General features: G+C 32.3%; 23 protein-coding genes. 18 read left to right on the top strand and 5 right to left on the bottom strand.

What is annotated here, in order from left to right; genetic code table 11:
- Positions 1-252 precede the first annotated feature (252 nt).
- The 5 genes from V5787_RS07190 to V5787_RS07170 form a co-directional block, all read right to left on the bottom strand.
- Positions 253-2982 (bottom strand): TrlF family AAA-like ATPase, encoded by a 2730-nt coding sequence (locus tag V5787_RS07190; protein WP_336892579.1) that lies wholly within the window; start codon positions 2980-2982, stop codon positions 253-255.
- 220 nt (positions 2983-3202) lie between these two features.
- A complete protein-coding gene (locus tag V5787_RS07185; RefSeq protein ID WP_336892578.1) occupies positions 3203-3400 on the bottom strand; it encodes a hypothetical protein in 198 nt (65 codons plus the stop codon).
- 139 nt (positions 3401-3539) lie between these two features.
- Positions 3540-3662, bottom strand: a complete 123-nt coding sequence (locus tag V5787_RS07180; RefSeq protein WP_336892577.1) for a hypothetical protein — start codon at positions 3660-3662, stop codon at positions 3540-3542.
- A gap of 161 nt (positions 3663-3823) precedes the next feature.
- Positions 3824-4780, bottom strand: a complete 957-nt coding sequence (locus V5787_RS07175) for a DNA cytosine methyltransferase (protein WP_336892576.1) — start codon at positions 4778-4780, stop codon at positions 3824-3826.
- 2 nt (positions 4781-4782) lie between these two features.
- A complete protein-coding gene (locus V5787_RS07170; RefSeq protein WP_336892575.1) occupies positions 4783-5844 on the bottom strand; it encodes a HindVP family restriction endonuclease in 1062 nt (353 codons plus the stop codon).
- A gap of 357 nt (positions 5845-6201) precedes the next feature.
- Between V5787_RS07170 and V5787_RS07165 the strand changes: the two genes are divergently transcribed.
- The 18 genes from V5787_RS07165 to V5787_RS07080 all read left to right on the top strand — a co-directional run bounded on the left by V5787_RS07165 (position 6202) and on the right by V5787_RS07080 (position 20040).
- The gene (locus V5787_RS07165) at positions 6202-6717 is read left to right on the top strand and encodes a hypothetical protein (RefSeq protein WP_336892574.1); all 516 of its coding nucleotides are present in this window, start codon (positions 6202-6204) and stop codon (positions 6715-6717) included.
- A gap of 1 nt (position 6718) precedes the next feature.
- Positions 6719-7414, top strand: a complete 696-nt coding sequence (locus V5787_RS07160) for a hypothetical protein (protein WP_336892573.1) — start codon at positions 6719-6721, stop codon at positions 7412-7414.
- A gap of 9 nt (positions 7415-7423) precedes the next feature.
- Positions 7424-8056 carry a hypothetical protein gene (locus tag V5787_RS07155; RefSeq protein WP_336892572.1) on the top strand — a complete coding sequence of 211 codons (633 nt, stop codon included), beginning with the start codon at positions 7424-7426 and terminating at the stop codon, positions 8054-8056.
- A 24-nt stretch (positions 8057-8080) separates the two neighbouring features.
- Positions 8081-8281: a hypothetical protein gene (locus tag V5787_RS07150; RefSeq protein ID WP_336892571.1), complete on the top strand. Its 201-nt coding sequence runs from the start codon at positions 8081-8083 to the stop codon at positions 8279-8281.
- An 11-nt stretch (positions 8282-8292) separates the two neighbouring features.
- Positions 8293-8628, top strand: a complete 336-nt coding sequence (locus tag V5787_RS07145; protein ID WP_336892570.1) for a hypothetical protein — start codon at positions 8293-8295, stop codon at positions 8626-8628.
- Between the two features lie 16 nt (positions 8629-8644).
- On the top strand, positions 8645-9217 hold the full coding sequence (locus tag V5787_RS07140) for a hypothetical protein (RefSeq protein ID WP_336892569.1): 573 nt from the start codon (positions 8645-8647) through the stop codon (positions 9215-9217).
- A gap of 59 nt (positions 9218-9276) precedes the next feature.
- Positions 9277-9615: a hypothetical protein gene (locus tag V5787_RS07135; RefSeq protein ID WP_336892568.1), complete on the top strand. Its 339-nt coding sequence runs from the start codon at positions 9277-9279 to the stop codon at positions 9613-9615.
- The gene (locus V5787_RS07130) at positions 9612-10058 is read left to right on the top strand and encodes a DUF5675 family protein (protein WP_336892567.1); all 447 of its coding nucleotides are present in this window, start codon (positions 9612-9614) and stop codon (positions 10056-10058) included. The genes V5787_RS07135 and V5787_RS07130 overlap by 4 nt, the downstream gene beginning before the upstream one ends.
- A 26-nt stretch (positions 10059-10084) precedes the next feature.
- The gene (locus tag V5787_RS07125) at positions 10085-10753 is read left to right on the top strand and encodes a hypothetical protein (protein WP_336892566.1); all 669 of its coding nucleotides are present in this window, start codon (positions 10085-10087) and stop codon (positions 10751-10753) included.
- A 130-nt stretch (positions 10754-10883) separates the two neighbouring features.
- Positions 10884-11759, top strand: a complete 876-nt coding sequence (locus tag V5787_RS07120) for a hypothetical protein (RefSeq protein WP_336892565.1) — start codon at positions 10884-10886, stop codon at positions 11757-11759.
- Positions 11760-11768: 9 nt separating this feature from the next.
- A complete protein-coding gene (locus tag V5787_RS07115; RefSeq protein WP_336892564.1) occupies positions 11769-13928 on the top strand; it encodes a hypothetical protein in 2160 nt (719 codons plus the stop codon).
- A gap of 1 nt (position 13929) precedes the next feature.
- The gene (locus tag V5787_RS07110) at positions 13930-14760 is read left to right on the top strand and encodes a hypothetical protein (protein WP_336892563.1); all 831 of its coding nucleotides are present in this window, start codon (positions 13930-13932) and stop codon (positions 14758-14760) included.
- Between the two features lie 140 nt (positions 14761-14900).
- Positions 14901-16004 carry a hypothetical protein gene (locus V5787_RS07105; RefSeq protein WP_336892562.1) on the top strand — a complete coding sequence of 368 codons (1104 nt, stop codon included), beginning with the start codon at positions 14901-14903 and terminating at the stop codon, positions 16002-16004.
- Complete coding sequence (locus tag V5787_RS07100) at positions 15991-16584, top strand: hypothetical protein (RefSeq protein WP_336892561.1); 594 nt, start codon at positions 15991-15993, stop codon at positions 16582-16584. Before V5787_RS07105 ends, V5787_RS07100 begins: the two co-directional genes overlap by 14 nt.
- Positions 16581-16916, top strand: coding sequence for a hypothetical protein (locus tag V5787_RS07095; RefSeq protein WP_336892560.1), 336 nt, complete (start codon positions 16581-16583; stop codon positions 16914-16916). The genes V5787_RS07100 and V5787_RS07095 overlap by 4 nt, the downstream gene beginning before the upstream one ends.
- Positions 16913-17551 (top strand): hypothetical protein, encoded by a 639-nt coding sequence (locus V5787_RS07090; protein ID WP_336892559.1) that lies wholly within the window; start codon positions 16913-16915, stop codon positions 17549-17551. Before V5787_RS07095 ends, V5787_RS07090 begins: the two co-directional genes overlap by 4 nt.
- Positions 17523-19223 (top strand): hypothetical protein, encoded by a 1701-nt coding sequence (locus V5787_RS07085; protein WP_336892558.1) that lies wholly within the window; start codon positions 17523-17525, stop codon positions 19221-19223. The genes V5787_RS07090 and V5787_RS07085 overlap by 29 nt, the downstream gene beginning before the upstream one ends.
- A gap of 193 nt (positions 19224-19416) precedes the next feature.
- A complete protein-coding gene (locus V5787_RS07080) occupies positions 19417-20040 on the top strand; it encodes a DUF4468 domain-containing protein (RefSeq protein ID WP_336892557.1) in 624 nt (207 codons plus the stop codon).
- Positions 20041-20073: the final 33 nt, after the last annotated feature.

The following is a 20073-nucleotide window of genomic DNA, read 5'->3' as shown; positions in this document are numbered from 1 at the left end:
CGATGTATGCTTTGGTCTTATTTTCTTCTAAAAGAGTCTGAATAATTACCCTTTCTTTTAGGCTAAGTCGGCTATGTTTTTTTACTTCCATTTTACAAATCTATTATTTTAGATTTGTTGCGTTAAGTTATTGAATGGAGGTTTTCATTTTCTAATTAAGTACAACGGTTGGTATATGAAGCGTTGGGTATTTAAAAGCACTTCTTTTCGGTTTATCTCTATCTTTATTTAAAAGTACTAACTTTGATATAATCACTTATTGCCCAATGATTTATATACTGTGTTGTGTGCCGTACTTATACCGTATTTTTGTTCTCGTTTCTTAAATGCTACCTCACCGCCTTCAAGAATATCACAAACGTGTTCCTTTATTCCTTGTCTATTTAATATAGAAATTTTAGTGTCATTAATTCTTAGTTTACTATTTTCTAATGCCCCTGAACAGTACTCAAACTTATAATTATGGTTAGGTGTTGAATTACTATTTTGGTTTGCAACTATTACTTGTTCGCAATCTGTTCCTACCACTAAGTTAGGATTATGAGTGACAATAATAATTTGACGTTCTTTCTTTTTCTGTTTGATAAATTTTCTCAATTGACTATATAAAGACCTATTATCCCAATCGTCTTCAGGTTGGTCTAATAGAATTGGATATTTACTTGACTTGTCTAAATCAATCAATAATTTAAGTAGAATAAAGGCTTTTTTACCTGCTGACATATCATTAAACCTGTCTTCTTGACTTGTTAGTTTAAAATCAAAAACAAACCAATTTTTCAACAACATACTTAAACTACTTGAAAGATTATCATACCTTTTAATAGTTTCAATTTTATGATTTATAAAATCTAAAATTAGTTTTTTGAAATTAGTTTTAAATTTTTCTATTGTTTCAAATTTATAATTATCTATTTTTAAATCATTAGATCTTGCATAAGTAGAAAGTTTAGTGCCATTAAAAACTTCAATAACAAAGTCTTTTTGAAAGGCATTTTCTTTAAATAAAACATCAATTTCAAAATCCATTTCATCCTTTATTAATTCTTGTTTAATTATTACTGATTTTGCATTAATTAAATTAGTGTAAAAATTCTTAGAGTTTTCAGCCAGATTATCTATTAAATTAATTATTTCGGTGTTTAATTCATCAACTTTGTTTTGTTCTAATTGAATATTGTTCAATTTCCTTTTTTCTTGTTCAAGTTTCTCTTGTAATTGATTTAGTATCTTAGAATTATTTATTTTACTTGAAAAAGGTCTAAGGCTTTTATCAATATTAATCATACCTTGACTTTGTTTTGTTAATTCTGCATCTAAATTTTGAATTTTTAGATTTAAAATATTCAACCATTTATTATCTGTTTCTGTTTTAATACTTTGAAACTTTGATGATAAAAAACTTTGAATTTCAGAAGAAATACTATTAAACGAAGGTGTAACGACAATTTTACTATAATCTATTTTTAACCTTTTTAAACTTTCAAAATCATTATGAACTACTGCTTGTTCTTTTATTAAATCAGCTTTCTCCTTTGTTAATTTAGTATAATTATCTATTTTTGTTGTGTTTAAGCCTGATTTTTCTTTTAAATCAGTTATTTGTTTTTCAATTTTTTTTATTTCACTTTCAATTCCTTTTTTATCGCCAATACTTTTAATATTATTAGATAATAGACGGAATTGTTTAACTTTTTGTTCTAATTTTTCAATATCTGTTGCAATACTTGACTGTAGAAGATTGTTATTGCTCTCTAAATCATCAAAAGCATTTTTTATCTTAATATCTTGAACCAGTACATTTTTTATTATATCATCAATAGAGGTTTCTTCTTCACTTTTTTCTACTAACCTATTTAAGTATGATTGAGGAATGTATATAATTTTCTTAGATGGATTGTCATCATTATTTAATTTGCTAATTTGCCCATCACGCCAAACCACTTCAAATCCTTTGACTTTTTTAGAAAACAGTTCTAAGTTTACCTCTTTATGCCTATCAGAAACTTCTTTAATATCTATTGCTTGAGCCATACTCCTTAAAAGTAAAGATTTTCCTGTTGATTTTCCTCCGATTATTGTACACAAATTTTGATTTAAAGGGATTTCTTGAGGAAAAAAATTATCATCTATATACCTAATTGACTGAATAACGGAGTAGTCTGTTTTACTGTCATTTTCTTCACTACCAATTATGAGCCTATCGGTAGGTTCAAATAGCACTTGTTTTAACCCTTCATAACATTTTTCTGCTTTAATTAGTGAATAGGTCATTCCGACATCACTTGCCTTATGAGCATCCGAAGAACTTAGGATAGGTATTTCAGGTTGATTATTAGGATACCAACCTCTTATTTTCTCATTAATTTCTGTTATTTGTTCAAAATTATTTTTTATTTCAAATGCAAAATAAATGTTTCCTTTAATTAAATAATCAATTATTTCTTTTCTTCCTTGAACGTCTGATTTCTTAAAAAAACCATCATTAGACATACAATGAGCAAAAACAACAATTCCTATCTCGTTATTCCACACCTCAGAAATTAATTCTTTCGTTGTTGTATTTATTTTTTTATGTGTGTTATCTTCATTAAAGAAAGGTCTTTCTATTTTACATTTATTTGCAAGGAAATTATCAATTACTTCACTCCATTTTTCTAATTTACTTTTCTCTTTGTATTTTTCATTGAAAATAATTAATAAATGCCAACCTTCTCTTGTATCTAATTCTACACCTGGAAGAACTGTTATTTCGTTTGTGTTTAAAGCATAATCAATTGCAACACCACTATTATGGTCAGTAATTGCAATTACTTCAATGTTTTTTTCTTTTGCTACTTTTATATATTTTTGTGTACTTATTTCGATTTTTGAAAGAGTTTCAATATCGGTTTTTCCCAACCAATTGTTTTTAATAGGTTGAACTTGTAAATCCCATTTTGTCCAAACTGAACCTCTATTTAATAATAATGTTTCTGGCATTTATTTTCTGTTTTGGTATGGTACACAACGGGTTAGGGTTATGATTTCGTTGCGATAAATCCGCTAGGATTTTCGTACTGGAAATCAGGTTAAATATACAGAAAGAATGTCGGACAATTACCAAACCCAGCAATGAATTATACCCATTGTTAACTAATTTAGCGACACGTTAAGCTGGTAATTAAATTTTAGTATTTTCCGAATTTTGTCATTCTTGTTCTCATTTTAAATCACTCTTATTTTTTTTGAAATCTTTTATAAGCAAGTAAATAGAAATTACAATTGCAATTATGTAAACGATTGCAATAGCTGGTTTCTCAAATTTTAGATTTTCAAAATCGAATTTATCATATAATGCATATCCTAAAATGAGTATTATAATTACTGAAAAAAATTTTGGAGTTTTCTTATTTGTCATATTCTTAATGTTTAAATAATATTTTCACTTAATTTTGTGTCCTGTCATTTTTCGTTTCACTTCTCAAATCGGAAGAGTTGAAGTGAAATCAATTTTCTTTTTTTACTCTAATTTAACTTTAAATTAATTTTCAATCTGTTTAATTTGGATTATTCCAACCTTCCAAAAATCCTCCTAAAGCGAAATCAATAAATAATATTATCACAATTATAGCAAAAATAATTCCGACAATTTTAATCATTTTAGGATTGTCCTTTTTCATAGAATTCGATTTATCTTATCTGTTCGTAGCTCAGTCGAGCTATTTTAGTTAACGGTTGGTATAAGAATAGTAGCGGATTTATATGCTCTTATTTTCAGTTAAGCAATGACTTTTGTTGAAAGCACTTACCTTTAAATTTCTCACTAAAACCGCTATTATTTTTATACATTGTTAGCCACAGTTACTCTTAGTTCGGTTTGAATATATCTGTTTTTTTTCGGCTTAATTGTTTTATTTATATATCCTTTAAGGTTAGTCGCTAAATATTCCGCCAGTTTTACAGGCACTGCATTCCCAATCATTTGTTCAACATTTGTTTTTGCACCAATAAATTCAAAACTTTCAGGAAAAGTTTGTAAATAACTTCTCTCTTTTTGAGTTAAAGGACGAACTTTAGAAAAGTCTTTTACAGTATCTCCTTTATGAAAATTATATTTAGGAGGAATAGGACGGTTTACACCTCTAATTGTTGGACTTGGTTCATAAATACTGAATATGCCTCTTCTTTCATAACTTCTTGGATGTCTGTAATAGTGTTCTGTCTTTAATGAATTACCTAAGTAATCAAAAACTGACATAGGTTTTGTGTTTTGATTATCAGAAAGTAATGATGTTAAAGTATTGTCTAAACCATTTAATTCTCCGATTAAAAAGAATCTTTTTCTATTTTGAGGAACACCACAAAGACTTGCGTTCAAAATTACTTGTGATAGTCCATAATTAGAATTTTTAAATATTTCTTTAGCCTTTATGAGAGTATTGCTTTTTGTTATTTGTTGAACATTTTCCATTACAAACCATTTAGGTTTATTTAATGCTATAATATTAGCAAAATGAATAGTTAAATCTGCACGACCATTATTTTCATTTCTCTTTCCTGCACTCGAAAAATCTTGACAAGGTGGACCTCCAATGATTATGTCAGCATTATGCTGTTTTATGTGGGCATAGTTTTTTTCGTCAGAAAGGTCTAAGTTATAAATTGGATGGTTAAAGTTTTTCTTATAAGTTTCAAATGCGTGAGACCAATTATCATAAGCACAAATTATTTCAAAACCAGCATTTTGAAAACCTAATGAAAGACCACCACAACCACTAAATAAATCTACTATCTTCATATCTAAAATAATTCTGGTGAGTTATAAATTATTGCATCAAATCGTCTTTCAGGACTCAGTAAATTTTGACCACCTCCAAGAATTATGTTTTTCAATTCTTCTCTAGTAATTCTTGGTTTAGTTAGATACTCTGAAGTCATATAGGGGTGAGTTACCATACCGCTAACCGCAAATGCTTTATCATTTTTTGTATTGTAAGACAGTTCATCAATTATTTTATGATGGTCAAATTGTCCATTTTTAGAAAACTCAAAAAGCATTTTAAAAAGCCAAACAATAGTCCTTACTTGTCTATTTATTTTGGTAAGTTCTTTTTCTCCTCTTCCTGCATCAAGAAATAATTGCATAAAACCTAAATCACTCCAAACAAATACATCTAAACAATTTTCAGTTAATCGAGGTGATTTACCTTCTGTTTTCCATATAGGTTGCATCACAATCGGCTTCTGAGAATCAATTATACTATGAGATATTTTATCTAAAATAGATACCATTTCCTTTATAAAAGGTAGGACGTTTTCTATTTCAGACCAATCAGTTATAGTATCGAATTTTTCAGGAAAATATGTTTTTAAATCATTTCTTTTGTCTTTGAAATTTTGCGCTATACTACAAGCCAAATAAACAATCGTATCAGGTCTTATTACTATTTCCGTTCCATATCTGTTTTCAGAAAAGTTACAAGTTGTGTTGTCAGGAAGTGCTGTTAATTTTATTTCTATTCCGCTTAAACAATTTCCATCCATATCTTGAATAACTAAATCTACTCTTGGTAAAGTTCCAATTACAAATGGTTGAAAAGGATTATGAATGCTCTCAAAAGCAAAAAATATTTTTTCACTTTTAGGGTTTATTCCAAATAGTTTAGTTGTTGATATAGAAGAGTGTTCTACTTTTAAATCATTCCCTAGTTTTATGTAGTTGTTTTCAAGGTTTTTATGACTTAAATAGGCAGATAAAGAAGCAGGGAAAGATGAGTTAAATTGATTTTTACCCCAACTGTTTTTTTGAGTAAAATCTCTGTTGGAATTTTTGATTCCATATAATCCTGGTTTATCTGACATATTTGGTTCTAAATTAAAGTACAAAGATACTTTTATTCACTTTATTGCTCTTTATTTACGCTGTTTTTTTTTAATTGTGGCTAACTAGTTATATCTATCTAAAACACATCGAATAACAGTGTCAGCTGCATGATAACGATGTATAATCATAACTTTTTAAGCAAATATAAACAATTAACGATTGTTTTGTAAATGTAAATGTCGCTCTGAACCGTTTGCGTCTAAAATATGGAATCTTTTTTTTATGTTTATTTAATTCAGAAACCTTAGCCTCGAAACACTTGTGGGTATATTTTTGCGTCATAAAATAGACCTATAAGTATATTTATTGTATTTTTGTTTAAACAAAGAATAAAGATGCAATTAGCTGAAAAAGTAAAAGATACACCATTTATATACGGAATTGAGCTTGACTTCTCTGGCCATTTGGTTCCCGTGTCTTCAGAAAGCGGTGGTTTTTTTAATTCAAAAGCAAATCAACTTACGTGGGAGGAAATCTATTTTGGCAGAAAAACAGTTTCGTTTAAAGAAACGACAAAAACAGACAAGAGGGGAAATACTGTATTTAGCCAATTTTTAACAATAAAATTTCCGTCGAATGATTTTAACCGAGCAAATAGGTTAGCTTTATTTTTCCAGGTTCGATTTTTGAAAATATTACTTACAAATAAAACAAGTTTGGTTTTTGGCCGAAACGATTTTTATCAAAACAAACCACCAGCAGTTTCTATCTCTTCTAGTGAGAGAATGAGTAGTGTCTCGTTTGAGAGTAAATCCATTTTTCCAACAGGCTTTGCAGAAATTCAAGACATTTCACAAGTCTCAGACCAGCTGTTGCCCGCAGATCTTCCATTAACATTTATAAATTTATAATATGAAGTTTCCATTAAATATAGAGACAAAAGAAGAACACCCAGATAAATTGATTTTACTAAAAGGAGTAGGCTCTAAATATTATTACAGCTCGGCGGAGTTTAAGATGTTTCAAGATGCAATAAATTATTTAAAAGAGGTTTATGACGCCTTAAAAAGCTCAGTATCGTCAGTCCTTACGGGTATTGCTACCTATTCCTTTGATACCAAAGCAGAGGCAACGACTTATTATTTGGCTACGGTTCCAAAGCCGGTAAACAATTCTATAGTCAGATTAAACAGAGCCTTAGATCCAAGCAATGCAACACATTTTTGGAGTTTTCAAAGTGATGGCGGTACCCATGCTGGAAATATGAAGCAAGAAGAACCCGTGGCAGATATTGAAGATACCTATGTATTGGAAAATAGTCCAAAACTTCCCACAGGAGGAGCTGTATTTACTCATGTAAAAACAGCGGAAGAAAATGCAAAAAAACACGCTGATGACTTAATAGTGGATCTTATCGGCGGAGCACCTGGTGCTTATGATACCTTAAAAGAAATTGCCGTCATCTTACAGCAAGATGACGAGGACGATATAGCAGTTGAAGTAGCCTTGCTGAAAGCTATTGCCGCCGTACAAACTACAGCTAATTTACAACATGAAGAATTAAATAGTAAGATAATAACAACAAAAGCATTAGCAGTAATATTTTAAAAATAAATTATGGCAACAGAAAACGAAATAGCAATAGAAGCTTTAACGCTACAAGCTTTAGAAACCAAAAATGATATTCTTAAAGCAGATAAAATAATTCAAATTAAAGAAGTGTTTGCAGATGAAATTATACAGTGGGCAAAAAAAAATGATGCCGTTACTTTTGAATCTATAGTTCACTTAGCGTCATCCTTCGCGTTCAGAGAAGGTAAAGTTCCAAAAGGGTTTGATTATTTGGTAGGGATCGCAGAATTGTGGAATTCTGAATTATCAGCTACAGAGATAGATGTTGTTAATTTAATTAATATAAGTCGTTTAGTTGTTCTCAATTCTCCTAGTCTCGTGTCTTTCGGGTATTTAGGCAATTGTGTTAAAATGCGTCAAATGGATATTTACAACAATAAGTTGGCTAATTTGTCAGGACTTGCAAAGCTAACAAGCTTAGTTAAATTAATAGCATATATAAATAATTTTTCGACAACAGCTGTTGATGACATTTTAAGAAATCTAGTCATTGCAAATATAAATACTACTTTAACTGAAGTTAGATTACAACATAACGCCGTTCCTACAGGAGGTATAACAAATCCAGATTATTTAACCCTAATTTCTCAAGGAGTAACCGTTACAATAGATTCATAACAAATTAAAAAACCCATTATAATTATGGCAATAGTACATTTAAACAAAGCATTCAGGTTGGTTTGGGATAAAAATAATCAAATAATTTTATCGGGCGAATTTGAAACATCTACAAAAACAGGCTGTCTGTCTGAATTTTCATTTGAAGCTGACACACAGGCTGAAATAGATGCAAAAACAACTGAATTAAATCTAGTGAAAATCGTAGAAGATGCAGGCTTGTAAAACAGATTAGGATGAATAAAATAGAAGAGAGTGTTAAAAAAATAATACCCGAAATTGACAAGTTACAGCATTTGTATCTTTGGTCTCTTGCTTTTTTTATCGGTGTAATTGGTATGTTATTTCTATCGTTACTATTCGATAGTGTTACTAAAAACACCGTTATGTTAAGCGTATATATAATTACGTTGTTTACTGCAGGTAGAAAAGAGTTTTTTGACTGGTATAGAGGAACAGGCAAGCCGGAGTTTCTTGATTTCTTTTTTAGTGTATTGATCCCCTCTTTGTGTATGCTGGTCTATTATTTTGATTTTATTATTTCAATACTATTTAGTGTTTTTAAGGAATAGGTTTATATTTAAAACTATGCAACAAATTGTTATATCAGTAGATATTAGGCCGCATTTGGTTCCTTTTTTTTATAAGGAGTTTGAGGGCGTGGAGGCTAGTTATTTGAATAAAAAAGTGAAGGCTTGTAAAATAACATTAAAATCTTCTTTGGGAATTATGATTATGAGTGCTTTGGAAAAAGTTGATTACCTGGAGAAAGAAAAAAAAATAGATCGTTTTTATTTGTATTTAACATTGCCAGAAATTCCCGATGCGCCACGAGGTAAAATATATCAATGTGTGTCGGGTAAAAATTCATTTTTAAAAGTTCCTCAGCTCGTTGTTGATGCTTTGAATCAGATCCTGGAGGATCAGTTTAGAATAGCTTTTGTTTTTTCAGTTACTTCGGCAATAAAGTCAGCTGCCAAGCGTGGTTATGCCTTAAAGTTAAAAGATGCTTTTGAGGATTTTATGATTGAATATGAGTTAGATAATTATGGATTTAAATTAGAAACTTTAAGGCGCTTGTACAATAGAGAGGTTAAAAAAAACGTAAAAATGCATCGATTACAAAACGGTCAAAACAATAGAGTTTTACGATTTTTATAAATTTCATGTCTTATTTAAAGTTAAAAATAACTCCAAATTTGTGTTTTAAAATCTAGAACATGAGTATTGTTTTTTTATTGGTTAGTCCGTCGGTAGTAAAGTTTGTTTTTGCCTCTGCGGCATCATTTGTCACCATTCGTTTGGCGATACAGTCAGAAATGAGTTTGGATGTTTTTTTGACTTTACTTCACGAAAATCCAAAAAGCCAAACGCCATTTATTTTTATTGTCATCTACGGTGTTATTGCCTTATTGATAAAAATGTCCAACGCTTGGAAAAAACATCAAATTAATTTATCAGATGTAGTTATTTATAAAATAAAAGCCAAGGAAGCTGAGGAGCGTTTAGAAAGGGAAGAAATACGAACAGAGAGAGAGCGAGAAGATTTATTATCATGAAAAAGAATTGTCCAGAAGTAAGAATGCATCGATATAACCAAGATAGGAATCAAACCCTGTCGTCTGCGGTTATTATAAATCCAATTCGGCAACTTGTTTATTCAAGTGTCATGTTAGAACGTGGTTGGCGAAATAACGAAAATAGAGTAAGCTGTTTGCCTATCGGAATTTACCCGCTTGTGTTAGAATATAGTCCCGCGTTTAAAATGGATCTTTGGGAAATTAAAGAAAGTGGTCATAGGTCAGAGTGTAAATTTCATGCTGCCAATTTTTGGAAACAATTAAATGGGTGTGTCGCTCCTGGTCGCAGACCTAGAGATCTTGATAATGATGGTTATTTAGATGTAACAGATAGCAAAAAAACATTAGCCGATTTTCATAAAGCTTTATCGGGCTATACTGAAGCTGTTTTGGTTATTACTGGAGAACCAGGAATAAATTAGTGTTGAAATTATTTAGAAAAGAAAAAATGAAAGCAAAAGATTATATATATATAGGAATTATTAGTATGCTTGTTTTTTATTTTTTCACAAATAAAAACAGCGAGCCAGTAAAAGATGTTATTGTAAATGAGGTTACGGAAAGGTTAGTTTTTACTGAAAAAATAAAAGATTCAGGAGTGTTTATTTCTAAACCTATAGTTGAATATACGTTGGAGAAGGTAAATATTGACAGTTTAAAAAAAGAGTTAAGCGCACAGTTTTCAAGACAAATGTATGATACGGTAGCGATGTTAGATTTTTTATATAAAAAAAAATTAGAGCTATTGGCTGCCAAGAAAATTAGAAAATATAAAGACTCTGCAGAAACGGATATTTACAAGCTAAAATTATTTCAAACCACTCAAGGCTATTTATTGAAAAGTGGATTTGAGTTGACGTTAAAGCCACAGAAAAACACGGTTTATGACACAAAGCAGATTGTTAAAAAATATCCGATTTCTGCTTTTTGGATTGGAGGGAAAATTGGAGTTAATCATAAATATTTTGAAAAATCAAGTTTGTTTATAGAAGCTGCTTTTCAAGATAGGACAGGAAATTTATGGGAATTAGGTTTTAAACCTAAGTTGCGCGAGGTTGAAGTAAACCAATTATTGCTTGGTTATAAAAAGCAACTTTGGGTAAAATACAGAAAATAATTGACTACCTTTAATAGAGCCGAAAGGTGTCTCTTTTCATAGCGAGATAGTACCACCCTTTAAAAAGGGTGGTTTTTTCATGTCTGAAAAAAAAGCAAACTCAGAATTACTTTAGCCTAAAAAAACACGAATGAAAGGTAGTAGGTTAATTTCTGAGTTAATAAAAGGCGAATGGCTTTTAGATTTTCATAATATAGGGTCTTATATGCCTTTGGTCGATAAGATTTTAGCTGGGGGTACATTTTCAGAATCTGTAACGCCAAAATCCATCTTGACGTATATAGATTCTAAGGGCCAGCAGTTGTCTAAAAACAATGATGGTGAAGTAGAAGTTACCAAAGGTTCTATTGCTATTGTGTCTATGGTAGGCGAAATTGTAAAATATGGAGATTGGTGTGTCTATGGAGCTGATGAAATTGTGGCCGCTTTAACAGCTGCAGATAGAAACAAAAATGTGATTGCGACGATCTTTAAAATAGATGGTCCTGGAGGAGCTGTTGCTGCCATCGGTCCTTTTAAATCCTTTGCTGAATATATTAAAACAAAACCAATCATCGGTTTGTGCGATCAAGCTTTGTCTTTGCATTATTGGACGGCCGTAGAAGTATGTGATCATATTATGGCAGACAATGATGTCTCAGCTCGCTTTGGCTCCGTAGGGGTTGTATTGACCTTTGCTGATACTAGAAAAGCGATGGAAGCCCAAGGTGTTGTTTTTCATGAAATCTATCCAGAGGAATCTTCAGAAAAAAACCTCCCGTTTATATTGGCGAGGGAAGGGAAATACGATAAGATTAAAGACGAGTTTTTATCTCCCTTAGCAAAAAAATTTCAAGAACGTGTACGTTTTAAACTCCCTAATTTGATAGAGGAGGAAGGTACCTTAAAGGGCAAAACCTACTTTGCTGACAAGGCTTTAGCTTTAAAAATGATACACAGTATAGGAGGAATGGAAAAAGCCATACGTATGGCTATCACATTGAGTTCAATTAATAATTATAAATAAATCAAGTAAATGGAGTTTAAAAGACTAAAAAGTGCTTCTGCGATGGTTATGACATTCTTAGGAATTAAGTCGATGCCAGTAGTTGATGGTAAGATTGCTTTTGACGAGGATCAAAGCAGTAAATTAAAGGAAGAGCTTACAGAAGAGAAGCTCACACAACTTGTAGATGCGTTCAATTCTGAAATTGCAGAAAATTCCCAGATTAAAGGAATTAACAAGGAGATTACTGAAATTCTTAAAGGACTTAGTACCGAGGATAGGACTGGAGCCAATTCAGCAAAACAAAAAACAAGTACAGTAGAGGAGGATCCTAATGGAGCCGCAGAACCTCCAACGGTAGAGGATAATTTAGCAGCCTTAAGAGCTAAAATGGAGGAGAGAGATAGAACGATCAAAGCTCTAATTGAAGACTCTGAAGGAGATATGCCTTTAGCAATTATACAGGGAGGAAAAATAAATAACATGGTAAAAAACAGTGCGACGCATCTGTATGCTTCGGGAAAAGGTTACGATGCTTTTGAAGGTAGAAACTGGAATAAGCTCGCAGCTGGTCTTAGTACATCTGCTACAGACTGGGCAGACGCTACAGAAATCAGTAAGTTAAATGGTGATATGGAACTCTTTCACAGGCAGAATCCTAGTGAGTTGCAATCCTTGCATAGAGATAATTTTGGGCTGCCTTCTCATTGGAAGAGAACTGTTAATGTTGTAGATCGTATTGTGTCTGGAACAATTGTTACGGGGCCAATTACTCAAGGGCGGAAATTAGCATGGTTGCCTAAAAATAAACAGGCAATTCAAGCAGAAGAGGGGAAAGTGTATCCTATCTCTATCGATGCAGAATTTATTGGACATTTATTATCTGTGATTGAAGCTTCATGGGTATCTGAATACAATAAAGAAGGATCTCAGGCTTATAAATTAACTTTTGTACGTTTTTTATTGCAAGAAATTGACAAACAGGCGAGAACGGAAGATAGAATTGCTAGTATCAAAGCTATTCATGTTGAAACTCCAGACAATGCGACAAAGCCGGGTAAATTTATCAATAGACAAGACGGTTTGTTGTATTTAGCTTGGAAAGCTAGAGAGATAGATAAAAAATACCGTGCCTTTAGCTTGGGAGTACCCACATCTTCTAATATTGTTGATTATGTAGATGAATTGATCAATAAATTGCCTTTGGATGTTAAAAATATGCCAGGTTTAGAAATGGAAATGTCCCCAACTTGGGTAAAAGCGTATAAGCGTAGATACGAAGTTACACATTCATTGAATACAGATTATACGGGAGTATTGCCTTATCCTAAAGACTTTCCAAATATCAAGTTTGTAGAAGTCGTAGATTTTGAAGGGTCGGATTTTATGGTGATTACACCAAGTAATAATGTGGAGATTTTAGAGTATTTACCAAAGGAGAAATCCTTGTATAAATTTGAAATGCTCAAACGTATTTTATATGTGTTTGCAGATTATAAAATGGGAATGCGTTATGTTCATATTGGAAATAAAGTAAAACCTGGAGATCCTGATCAGTTTAAAGTGCAATCTGTTTGGTCTAACGATGTTTCTGTGTTTAATAAAGATTTCTTTATCCCGGTATTTGATAATGAGACCGGTGAAATTGAAGCGCGTTTCAATCAATTAAAAGTAGATGATGTTTGGAACACAGATATTACTAAAATTAGCGGATTGGTACCAGGGCAAATTGTAAAAATTCAAGGAGACAATACGATTATTGCAGATAAGCATATAAAAAACAATGCAGATATTGTATTAGGGTCAGATTTCGCTTTAAATACAGGCGGCACCTTAACGATGGTTGTAATGGCAGATGGCAAATTAAAAGAATTGAGTAGAACTGCAGAACCTGAACAAACAGTAACGGTAGAAAGTACTTTTGAGACTGGAGTTTTAGATGCAGATAATGGTTATGACTATACATTTAGCGGAGCTGAGAACACAGCAATTACAGAAATTTTAAATGGTGTGCCAGCACAGCAAATTAAAATATCAGGTGTAGATGGAGCCAATACAGATGTGACCTTGAGTACTACAGGAAATATCAAAGTTGCGTCTGCAGTTACTTTAGCAACGGCAGCGGATTCTATAGAGTTGATTCTTGTAGATGGTGTTTGGATTGAATTTAATAGAACTATAACAGCTTAATATGACAAATTTTAGAAAATCAGTTCCTATGCCCGCGAATGTCGTGGGTGCAGGTGCTGCAAAACCAAAGAAGCCTGAAATAAATATTGTGTATATAGTTGATATTTTAAGTTGGCCAGAGAGAGATGGAAGCAAAGTAAAAATGCTTGGAAATATTGTGTTGGTTCCTGGAGCCAAAATGGAAAAATTATATATGACACCCTCTTCTCAAAAAATATCTCAAGAGACTGAAGGGGATGAGGATATGGAAGTTTTTGTAAAAAAAGCAGAAGGTATTTATCCTGGGAATCCTTTAGGTGTTAGAGAATTTGTAGCGAATAATATTGGAGTGGGTGTTGTGCTTATTTTTGGAGAAGGTTGTGGCGATAAAACAGGAGATGTTTTAGGCAGCCCTTGCAATCCTATGAAATTAAAAGGAAGTTACTCATCTGATAAGGACGGTGTTAAAAACAACATGCAATACGCTCAGTATGTGAATGACAATGAAGTGATCGGTTTGTATGACGGGGAAGTGTTTTTTGCTGAAAATCATTTGGCTGCTACTGCAGCAGTAGATTTTACAATTGCGAACGGTCCTATTTATCAATTGCCCTCTTTAGATGCTACTGCAAGTGTAACGGCAGCTTCTATAGATATAGAACATGGTACCATAATTACCCTTATTGGTGGGGGTGGTGCAGATCCTGCAACCCTTAGTTCTGGGGTGCATGGTGATGTAAGCATTGTTTTAAAAGATGATACAACATGGACAGGCTTAGATAAAGCTGTTATAAACGTACAGGTTTACAATGCCGGTGCTACTACTTATTTGATAGAGCAATCTCGCGCGTAATTTTAGTGTTTGGTTAGTTTGGAAAGCCTCTTATTTATAAGAGGCTTTTTTTGTTTCTGTTTTTGCACGTGCACATGGTTTCATGTCTTAAAAATTGCACAGACAAGTGCCAAATTTGAGGTTTAATTAAAATGTATCAAATGAAAGCAGCAATTATTTATTTTTTAAAAGAACTACCTACAAAGCCTGAGCTACAGTTTAATGAAGCTTTAAGCTTGTATATGAAATCTTCAAATCCGAGTCCGCAAACGGTACGCTATTTAAATACTGCAGGATATTCTAAAGTTAATTTAGAAAACTTACTATACGATTTAAAAAAGCAATACTCCATTTCTGAAGCTGAGATTAGAGGGGCGAAATTAAAATCAAAAAAAGTGATTTTATTGGTTCCTGCTGTAACGATAAGCTCTGTTGAAGACCTTAAAAAATATACTTCCGATGAGATTTTAGCCTGGTTAAAAACCAAAGGAATGGAAATGGATCCAATTCCAACATGGAGCAAAGGAACTTCTGGGAATAGAGAGCGTAAAGAGTTTATAGAAAAATATAAAATAGAGGTTGAAGGCAGAAAAAATGCTGATTATGATCAAGCAATTAATGATTGGTCTTTGAATAATATTACAGATTGGGCTGAGAATGCTTTGATAGCAGCTAGGATTGATGATGAAGGTCTTATTGAAGTAACAGCAGCTACTAAAGAGGAAGTTTTTGCAACGGCTCCAGATGAAGTAAAGGAAACGATCAAGCTAAAAGATGAATTTCCTTTCTTAAAAGATCCTGCTACCTGTCCTGATGAGTTTTATATTTTGGTGGGACATAAATTTGCACATTACGAAAGGTATGTTGAAGCGCATGCAAAGCTATTAACTAGCATCGCCTTTGAGGGAGAAACTCCTGTTGTAATGACTTCTGAAGAAATTACCGAATTGGCTTTAATCTCAGTTTTAGATTTTGAATCTAATCAAGATATTTATGAGGAGTTAAAACATTATTCTGAATCTGGAAATATATTGGGCAATCATCCCATTTTTATTGAAAGAAAATTAAAAGAATCTGTGGAAGCTTTAACGGTTGAAAAAGCAACAAAGCGCATGAGTAATTTAGAAAATTACATCCGTAGAGATACTAAAAAAGCAAGCGAAGCTGAAGGGGATGACAAATTGAAATATGATAAGAAAGTAGTGGAATGGAATGTGGAACTACAAATGATCAAAACAAAATTCAATTTTAGTGATAAAGAATAAATTCTTTGAGCTTTCTAAGCCTGTTGAAATAGACACGAGTGAGTCGTCAGAATATTTTATTTCTAAATATCTGTTGGCTCATTATGATAAAATAAAAAAGCTACATACTGATCTGCAAAGATTACCCAATACAGAAGAATTTTTCTTTCTGCAGTCTGCAATCAGTTTTAATGCTTTTACGTTTATTCCTCTTGTGGGTCAGTTTGAATCAATCAAAGAATTGTATGCCTCTACCTATAGTATTAGTAGAAAAGTGATAGATGCTCTAGTACAATTGTATGATGAAGGAATTATAGAGAAAATTACGTTAATGATTTCTGATTCTTTACTCAAAAGAAATCCAGCTACGATAGATTATATAAACGCAATGATACATAGTAGAGCAAATTTTGAAGTGATTTTTTCTTGGGTACATGCAAAGGTGTGCATTTTACAAACCGCTTCCAATTTTTATGTGATTGAAGGATCTGGAAACTGGGCTTCAAATGCCCAATACGAACAATATTTATTTGCCAATAGTAAAGGGCTTTTTGATTTTAGAAAAACCTTATTTACGGAGTCTAAATTGAGAAACAAATGATAGAGGATACAAACCATTTAGTAGTTCCCTTAAAACTCTCTCAAGAAGAATATGAGTCTATTGAGAACTTGGCTGCTTGCAACTACTCCCCTACTCAAGTTGCGGTGTATTTAACAGCTCCTATTGATGAGTTTTTATATCAATATAAAAAACCAGATTCTTTGGTTCGTGAGCATTATGATAGAGGTGTATTGTTGGCTCAATTTGAAGTGGATAATAAATTGTTAGAAAACGCAAAGTCCGGAAACATAACAGCCACTCAAGAGTTTAAAAAAGCTCAGGAAAAAAGAACCTTTGAAAATCATAAGAATAGAATTTTAAATGAAGGATGAATAAAAGCGAGCTTATAAAAGGCATACACATAAACGATTGCTACGATTTTGTAGATGTTGGGGATGAAAGTAAAATGACTCCCGGGCTGTCTCTTTATTTTGAGCTGATGGACAAGGTGCGTTCTATGCATAATAGAGTTGCCGATTTTGGAACCAAAGAATCTATTTTAAAACATTTAATCTCGGTAGAGAAACTTTCAAGGCATTTGGCTACCAAAGTGTATTATGATGGTTTGGAGTATTACCATGGTTCTACCTACCTATCCAAACAAGCTCAAAAAAACATATATGCCGATAAGATAGATCGAATGATTGCGATTGCAGAAATGGCCGTAAAAGGTGTAAAAGATGCAAAGGCAGTAGCTTCTATGATAAAAGATGCTTTTATAGTGCGTGGTTTGGATAAAGAAGAAAAAAAAGAGATTCCAGGGGAGTGGTTTAAAAAACAATTTGTGCTGTATAGTACCGATGCTTTGGAGGCTGGTTTGATACCAGCGAATAGAGTTGAACTTAAAGAACAGGCGGAAGCTTATCCAGAAATCACAGAAAAACAGCTTGAGATTATTCTTCAGGATTCACTGATTACAGATTTAAACCTTTTCCCAGATGACGAAGAAAACCCACGTAAAGATTGATGATGCTATTGAGGTTCGGTATGCGTCTTGGATAAAGATGATGATCGATTTGATCGCTCCTAAAAATTTATTTCTAGTTGCTGGGAGAGCTACTGCCAAAACAACTGATATTATTGCCGAAAGGTCCATGCGTATTTGTGAAGATATGCCTGGAGCTTATTTTGCATTTGTAACGGATACCTATGTAAATGCCTTAAAAAATATAGTACCGGCTTTAATTGAGGGTTGGAAACGTAAAGGATGGAAAGAAGGGGTTGATTTTGTAACAGATGAACCACCTCCAGCTCATTTTAAGCAGCCTTACAAACAACCACAGACCTATAAAAACACCATATCTACCAGACATGGTTGTTTTTTTGTATTGGTCAGTATGGATTCGCCAACGTCTGCAGCTGGAAACTCCTATCAGCATTTATTTGGAGATGAAACCAAGTATTTAGATTTTGCTAAGATTAAAAAATTAATGCCTGCCTTAAGGGGATATCCTGCCTTTGGTCATTCTATTTATTACCGTGGTAATACCTTTACTACAGATATGCCTAATGTTTCTGAAGGGGATTATGATTGGATCATGGATCGTGAGAAAGACATGAACAAAAAGCAAATGAAAGATGCTTTGTCCATGGCAATTACCTTAAATAAGGTAAAGAAAGAATTTTACAACGCTTTTAGAGATAAGCAATTTAAAAAATGCAGATTGCTACAAAAACAAATCACCAAATGGATGATTCGTTGGGTTAGGGTGCGTAAAAACTCAACCTTATTTTATATCGTTTCTTCTTTTGCAAATGTTGATATTCTAAAACCGGGTTACTTTTCTGATTCTTTAGAGGCTTTGGGAATAGAAGAATTTAAGAGCTCAATAATAAGTTTAAAGCCTACCTTAAAAAAAGGACTAAAATTTTATATTACCTTGGGTGATCATCATTTTTATGATGATGGAATCCTAAAGGAATATTATGAGAATAAATATAAAATAGGAGATACTATTACGCCAAGCTCATTGGCTTTGCGCTATATAGATCATAACCGTGAATTAGATGCTGGAGTAGATTTTGGTGATATGCTTTCTATGGTGACCGGCCAGGAATTAGGGAATTTTGTTTATATGTTAAAAAACTTTTTTACCATTCCTCCGGAGAGTACCAGAGAATTGGCAGCGCAATTTATTGAGTTTTATAAATACCATAAAAAAAAGGTATTGAACCTCTATTATGACCGCTCAGGGAATCAATATTCAAAAATCAGAAAAGATTGGGCTACGGAATTACAGCGAGAAATTGAGGTGCAAAACGGAGCTAAAACAGGTTGGAAAGTTATTTTGATGAATAAGAACCAAGCAACCATTTTACAAGAGGAAGAATATACTTTGATGAAATCTTTTTTTGGTGGCTATGACAAAGATTTACCACAAATAAAAATAGATAAGTTTAGTTGTAGAGAATACAAGAGCTCGTTAGAACTATCGAAAACTAAGATTCGTAAAAATTTAAAAACAGGATCCAACTCTATTCACAAAGACAAGTCTTCAGAAAAATTACCTCCAGAAAAACTACCGATGTATAGTACCAATTTTTCTGATGCCGGTAAGTACTTTTTCTTTAGACCTAAATGGGTGATAATTATTCGTAAAAGAGGTCCTGGAAAAATGGGCGCTCCAAGCGAGATGTAAATATATATATATATATATATATAATGACTAAAAACACATTTCAAGATTCAAGAAAACTAAGGGAGAAATAATTGTTTCTTTTACGCAGTTTGGTTTTTTACAAATATTGTAGTTTTAGTAATTTATACACATGTAGTTGTGTAAAGTTGTGTATGTTTTTTATAAATTAGCATTCTGATGTAAAAGTATTCCTATGAAAAAACTTGTTTTATTTTTCCTGTTTATTACTGCTTCGGTATCTGCTCAGTTTAAGGTTGATTATGAAAATGTAAAAGTCTCTTTTGAGCAGGTTTATAAGGTGGACAGCTTAACTGCTTTGTCTATCCATAAAAGGGCGAATGAGTGGATCGCGTTAAACTTTAACAATTCTAAAAATGTTATTCGTTTAGATTCGGGGTCTAAAATTATTGTAAAAGGAATGTTTCAAATAACTACTGATATTCAAGGGCACTTTGTTGATGCTCCTATTTATTTTGATATGATTACGGAGTTTAAAGAAGGTAAGTATAGACTGTCTTTTGTAGACTATGTTGTTAAAACACAGGGAGTTTCTTCTTCTATAGAAGGACACGCTTATATAGATAGTTTTGAAAATCACAAAGAGCAAATAGAAAAGCTTCAAAGCAATACTACTGATCCTTATTTGAAAAGGTATTATAAAAAGCTTTTGAATTCAGAAGATGAATTACGAAAAATGTATAAAAATGGGCTAGATGCTTCAAGAGTTGTTTTGGCAGCTGTAGAGAGAGAAACTGTTTCGCTTGCAAATAGTCTTTACAGGTATATTTTAGCTCCAGAGAATACTGGAGATTGGTGATTTTCAAAATTAATTAAACATACTGGTTTCTTG

The organism is Flavicella sp. (genome assembly GCF_037132785.1).
Lineage (GTDB): Bacteria > Bacteroidota > Bacteroidia > Flavobacteriales > Flavobacteriaceae > Flavicella.
Note: the sequence above shows the minus strand (reverse complement) of the source record. Positions and strands in the feature narration are given on the sequence as shown.

Coding starts and splice junctions, on each gene's coding strand:
- V5787_RS07190 (WP_336892579.1), bottom strand. CDS start 2,982: ATGCCAGAAACATTATTATTAAATAGAGGTTCAGTTTGGACAAAATGG.
- V5787_RS07185 (WP_336892578.1), bottom strand. CDS start 3,400: ATGACAAATAAGAAAACTCCAAAATTTTTTTCAGTAATTATAATACTC.
- V5787_RS07180 (WP_336892577.1), bottom strand. CDS start 3,662: ATGAAAAAGGACAATCCTAAAATGATTAAAATTGTCGGAATTATTTTT.
- V5787_RS07175 (WP_336892576.1), bottom strand. CDS start 4,780: ATGAAGATAGTAGATTTATTTAGTGGTTGTGGTGGTCTTTCATTAGGT.
- V5787_RS07170 (WP_336892575.1), bottom strand. CDS start 5,844: ATGTCAGATAAACCAGGATTATATGGAATCAAAAATTCCAACAGAGAT.
- V5787_RS07165 (WP_336892574.1), top strand. CDS start 6,202: ATGCAATTAGCTGAAAAAGTAAAAGATACACCATTTATATACGGAATT.
- V5787_RS07160 (WP_336892573.1), top strand. CDS start 6,719: ATGAAGTTTCCATTAAATATAGAGACAAAAGAAGAACACCCAGATAAA.
- V5787_RS07155 (WP_336892572.1), top strand. CDS start 7,424: ATGGCAACAGAAAACGAAATAGCAATAGAAGCTTTAACGCTACAAGCT.
- V5787_RS07150 (WP_336892571.1), top strand. CDS start 8,081: ATGGCAATAGTACATTTAAACAAAGCATTCAGGTTGGTTTGGGATAAA.
- V5787_RS07145 (WP_336892570.1), top strand. CDS start 8,293: ATGAATAAAATAGAAGAGAGTGTTAAAAAAATAATACCCGAAATTGAC.
- V5787_RS07140 (WP_336892569.1), top strand. CDS start 8,645: ATGCAACAAATTGTTATATCAGTAGATATTAGGCCGCATTTGGTTCCT.
- V5787_RS07135 (WP_336892568.1), top strand. CDS start 9,277: ATGAGTATTGTTTTTTTATTGGTTAGTCCGTCGGTAGTAAAGTTTGTT.
- V5787_RS07130 (WP_336892567.1), top strand. CDS start 9,612: ATGAAAAAGAATTGTCCAGAAGTAAGAATGCATCGATATAACCAAGAT.
- V5787_RS07125 (WP_336892566.1), top strand. CDS start 10,085: ATGAAAGCAAAAGATTATATATATATAGGAATTATTAGTATGCTTGTT.
- V5787_RS07120 (WP_336892565.1), top strand. CDS start 10,884: ATGAAAGGTAGTAGGTTAATTTCTGAGTTAATAAAAGGCGAATGGCTT.
- V5787_RS07115 (WP_336892564.1), top strand. CDS start 11,769: ATGGAGTTTAAAAGACTAAAAAGTGCTTCTGCGATGGTTATGACATTC.
- V5787_RS07110 (WP_336892563.1), top strand. CDS start 13,930: ATGACAAATTTTAGAAAATCAGTTCCTATGCCCGCGAATGTCGTGGGT.
- V5787_RS07105 (WP_336892562.1), top strand. CDS start 14,901: ATGAAAGCAGCAATTATTTATTTTTTAAAAGAACTACCTACAAAGCCT.
- V5787_RS07095 (WP_336892560.1), top strand. CDS start 16,581: ATGATAGAGGATACAAACCATTTAGTAGTTCCCTTAAAACTCTCTCAA.
- V5787_RS07090 (WP_336892559.1), top strand. CDS start 16,913: ATGAATAAAAGCGAGCTTATAAAAGGCATACACATAAACGATTGCTAC.
- V5787_RS07085 (WP_336892558.1), top strand. CDS start 17,523: ATGACGAAGAAAACCCACGTAAAGATTGATGATGCTATTGAGGTTCGG.
- V5787_RS07080 (WP_336892557.1), top strand. CDS start 19,417: ATGAAAAAACTTGTTTTATTTTTCCTGTTTATTACTGCTTCGGTATCT.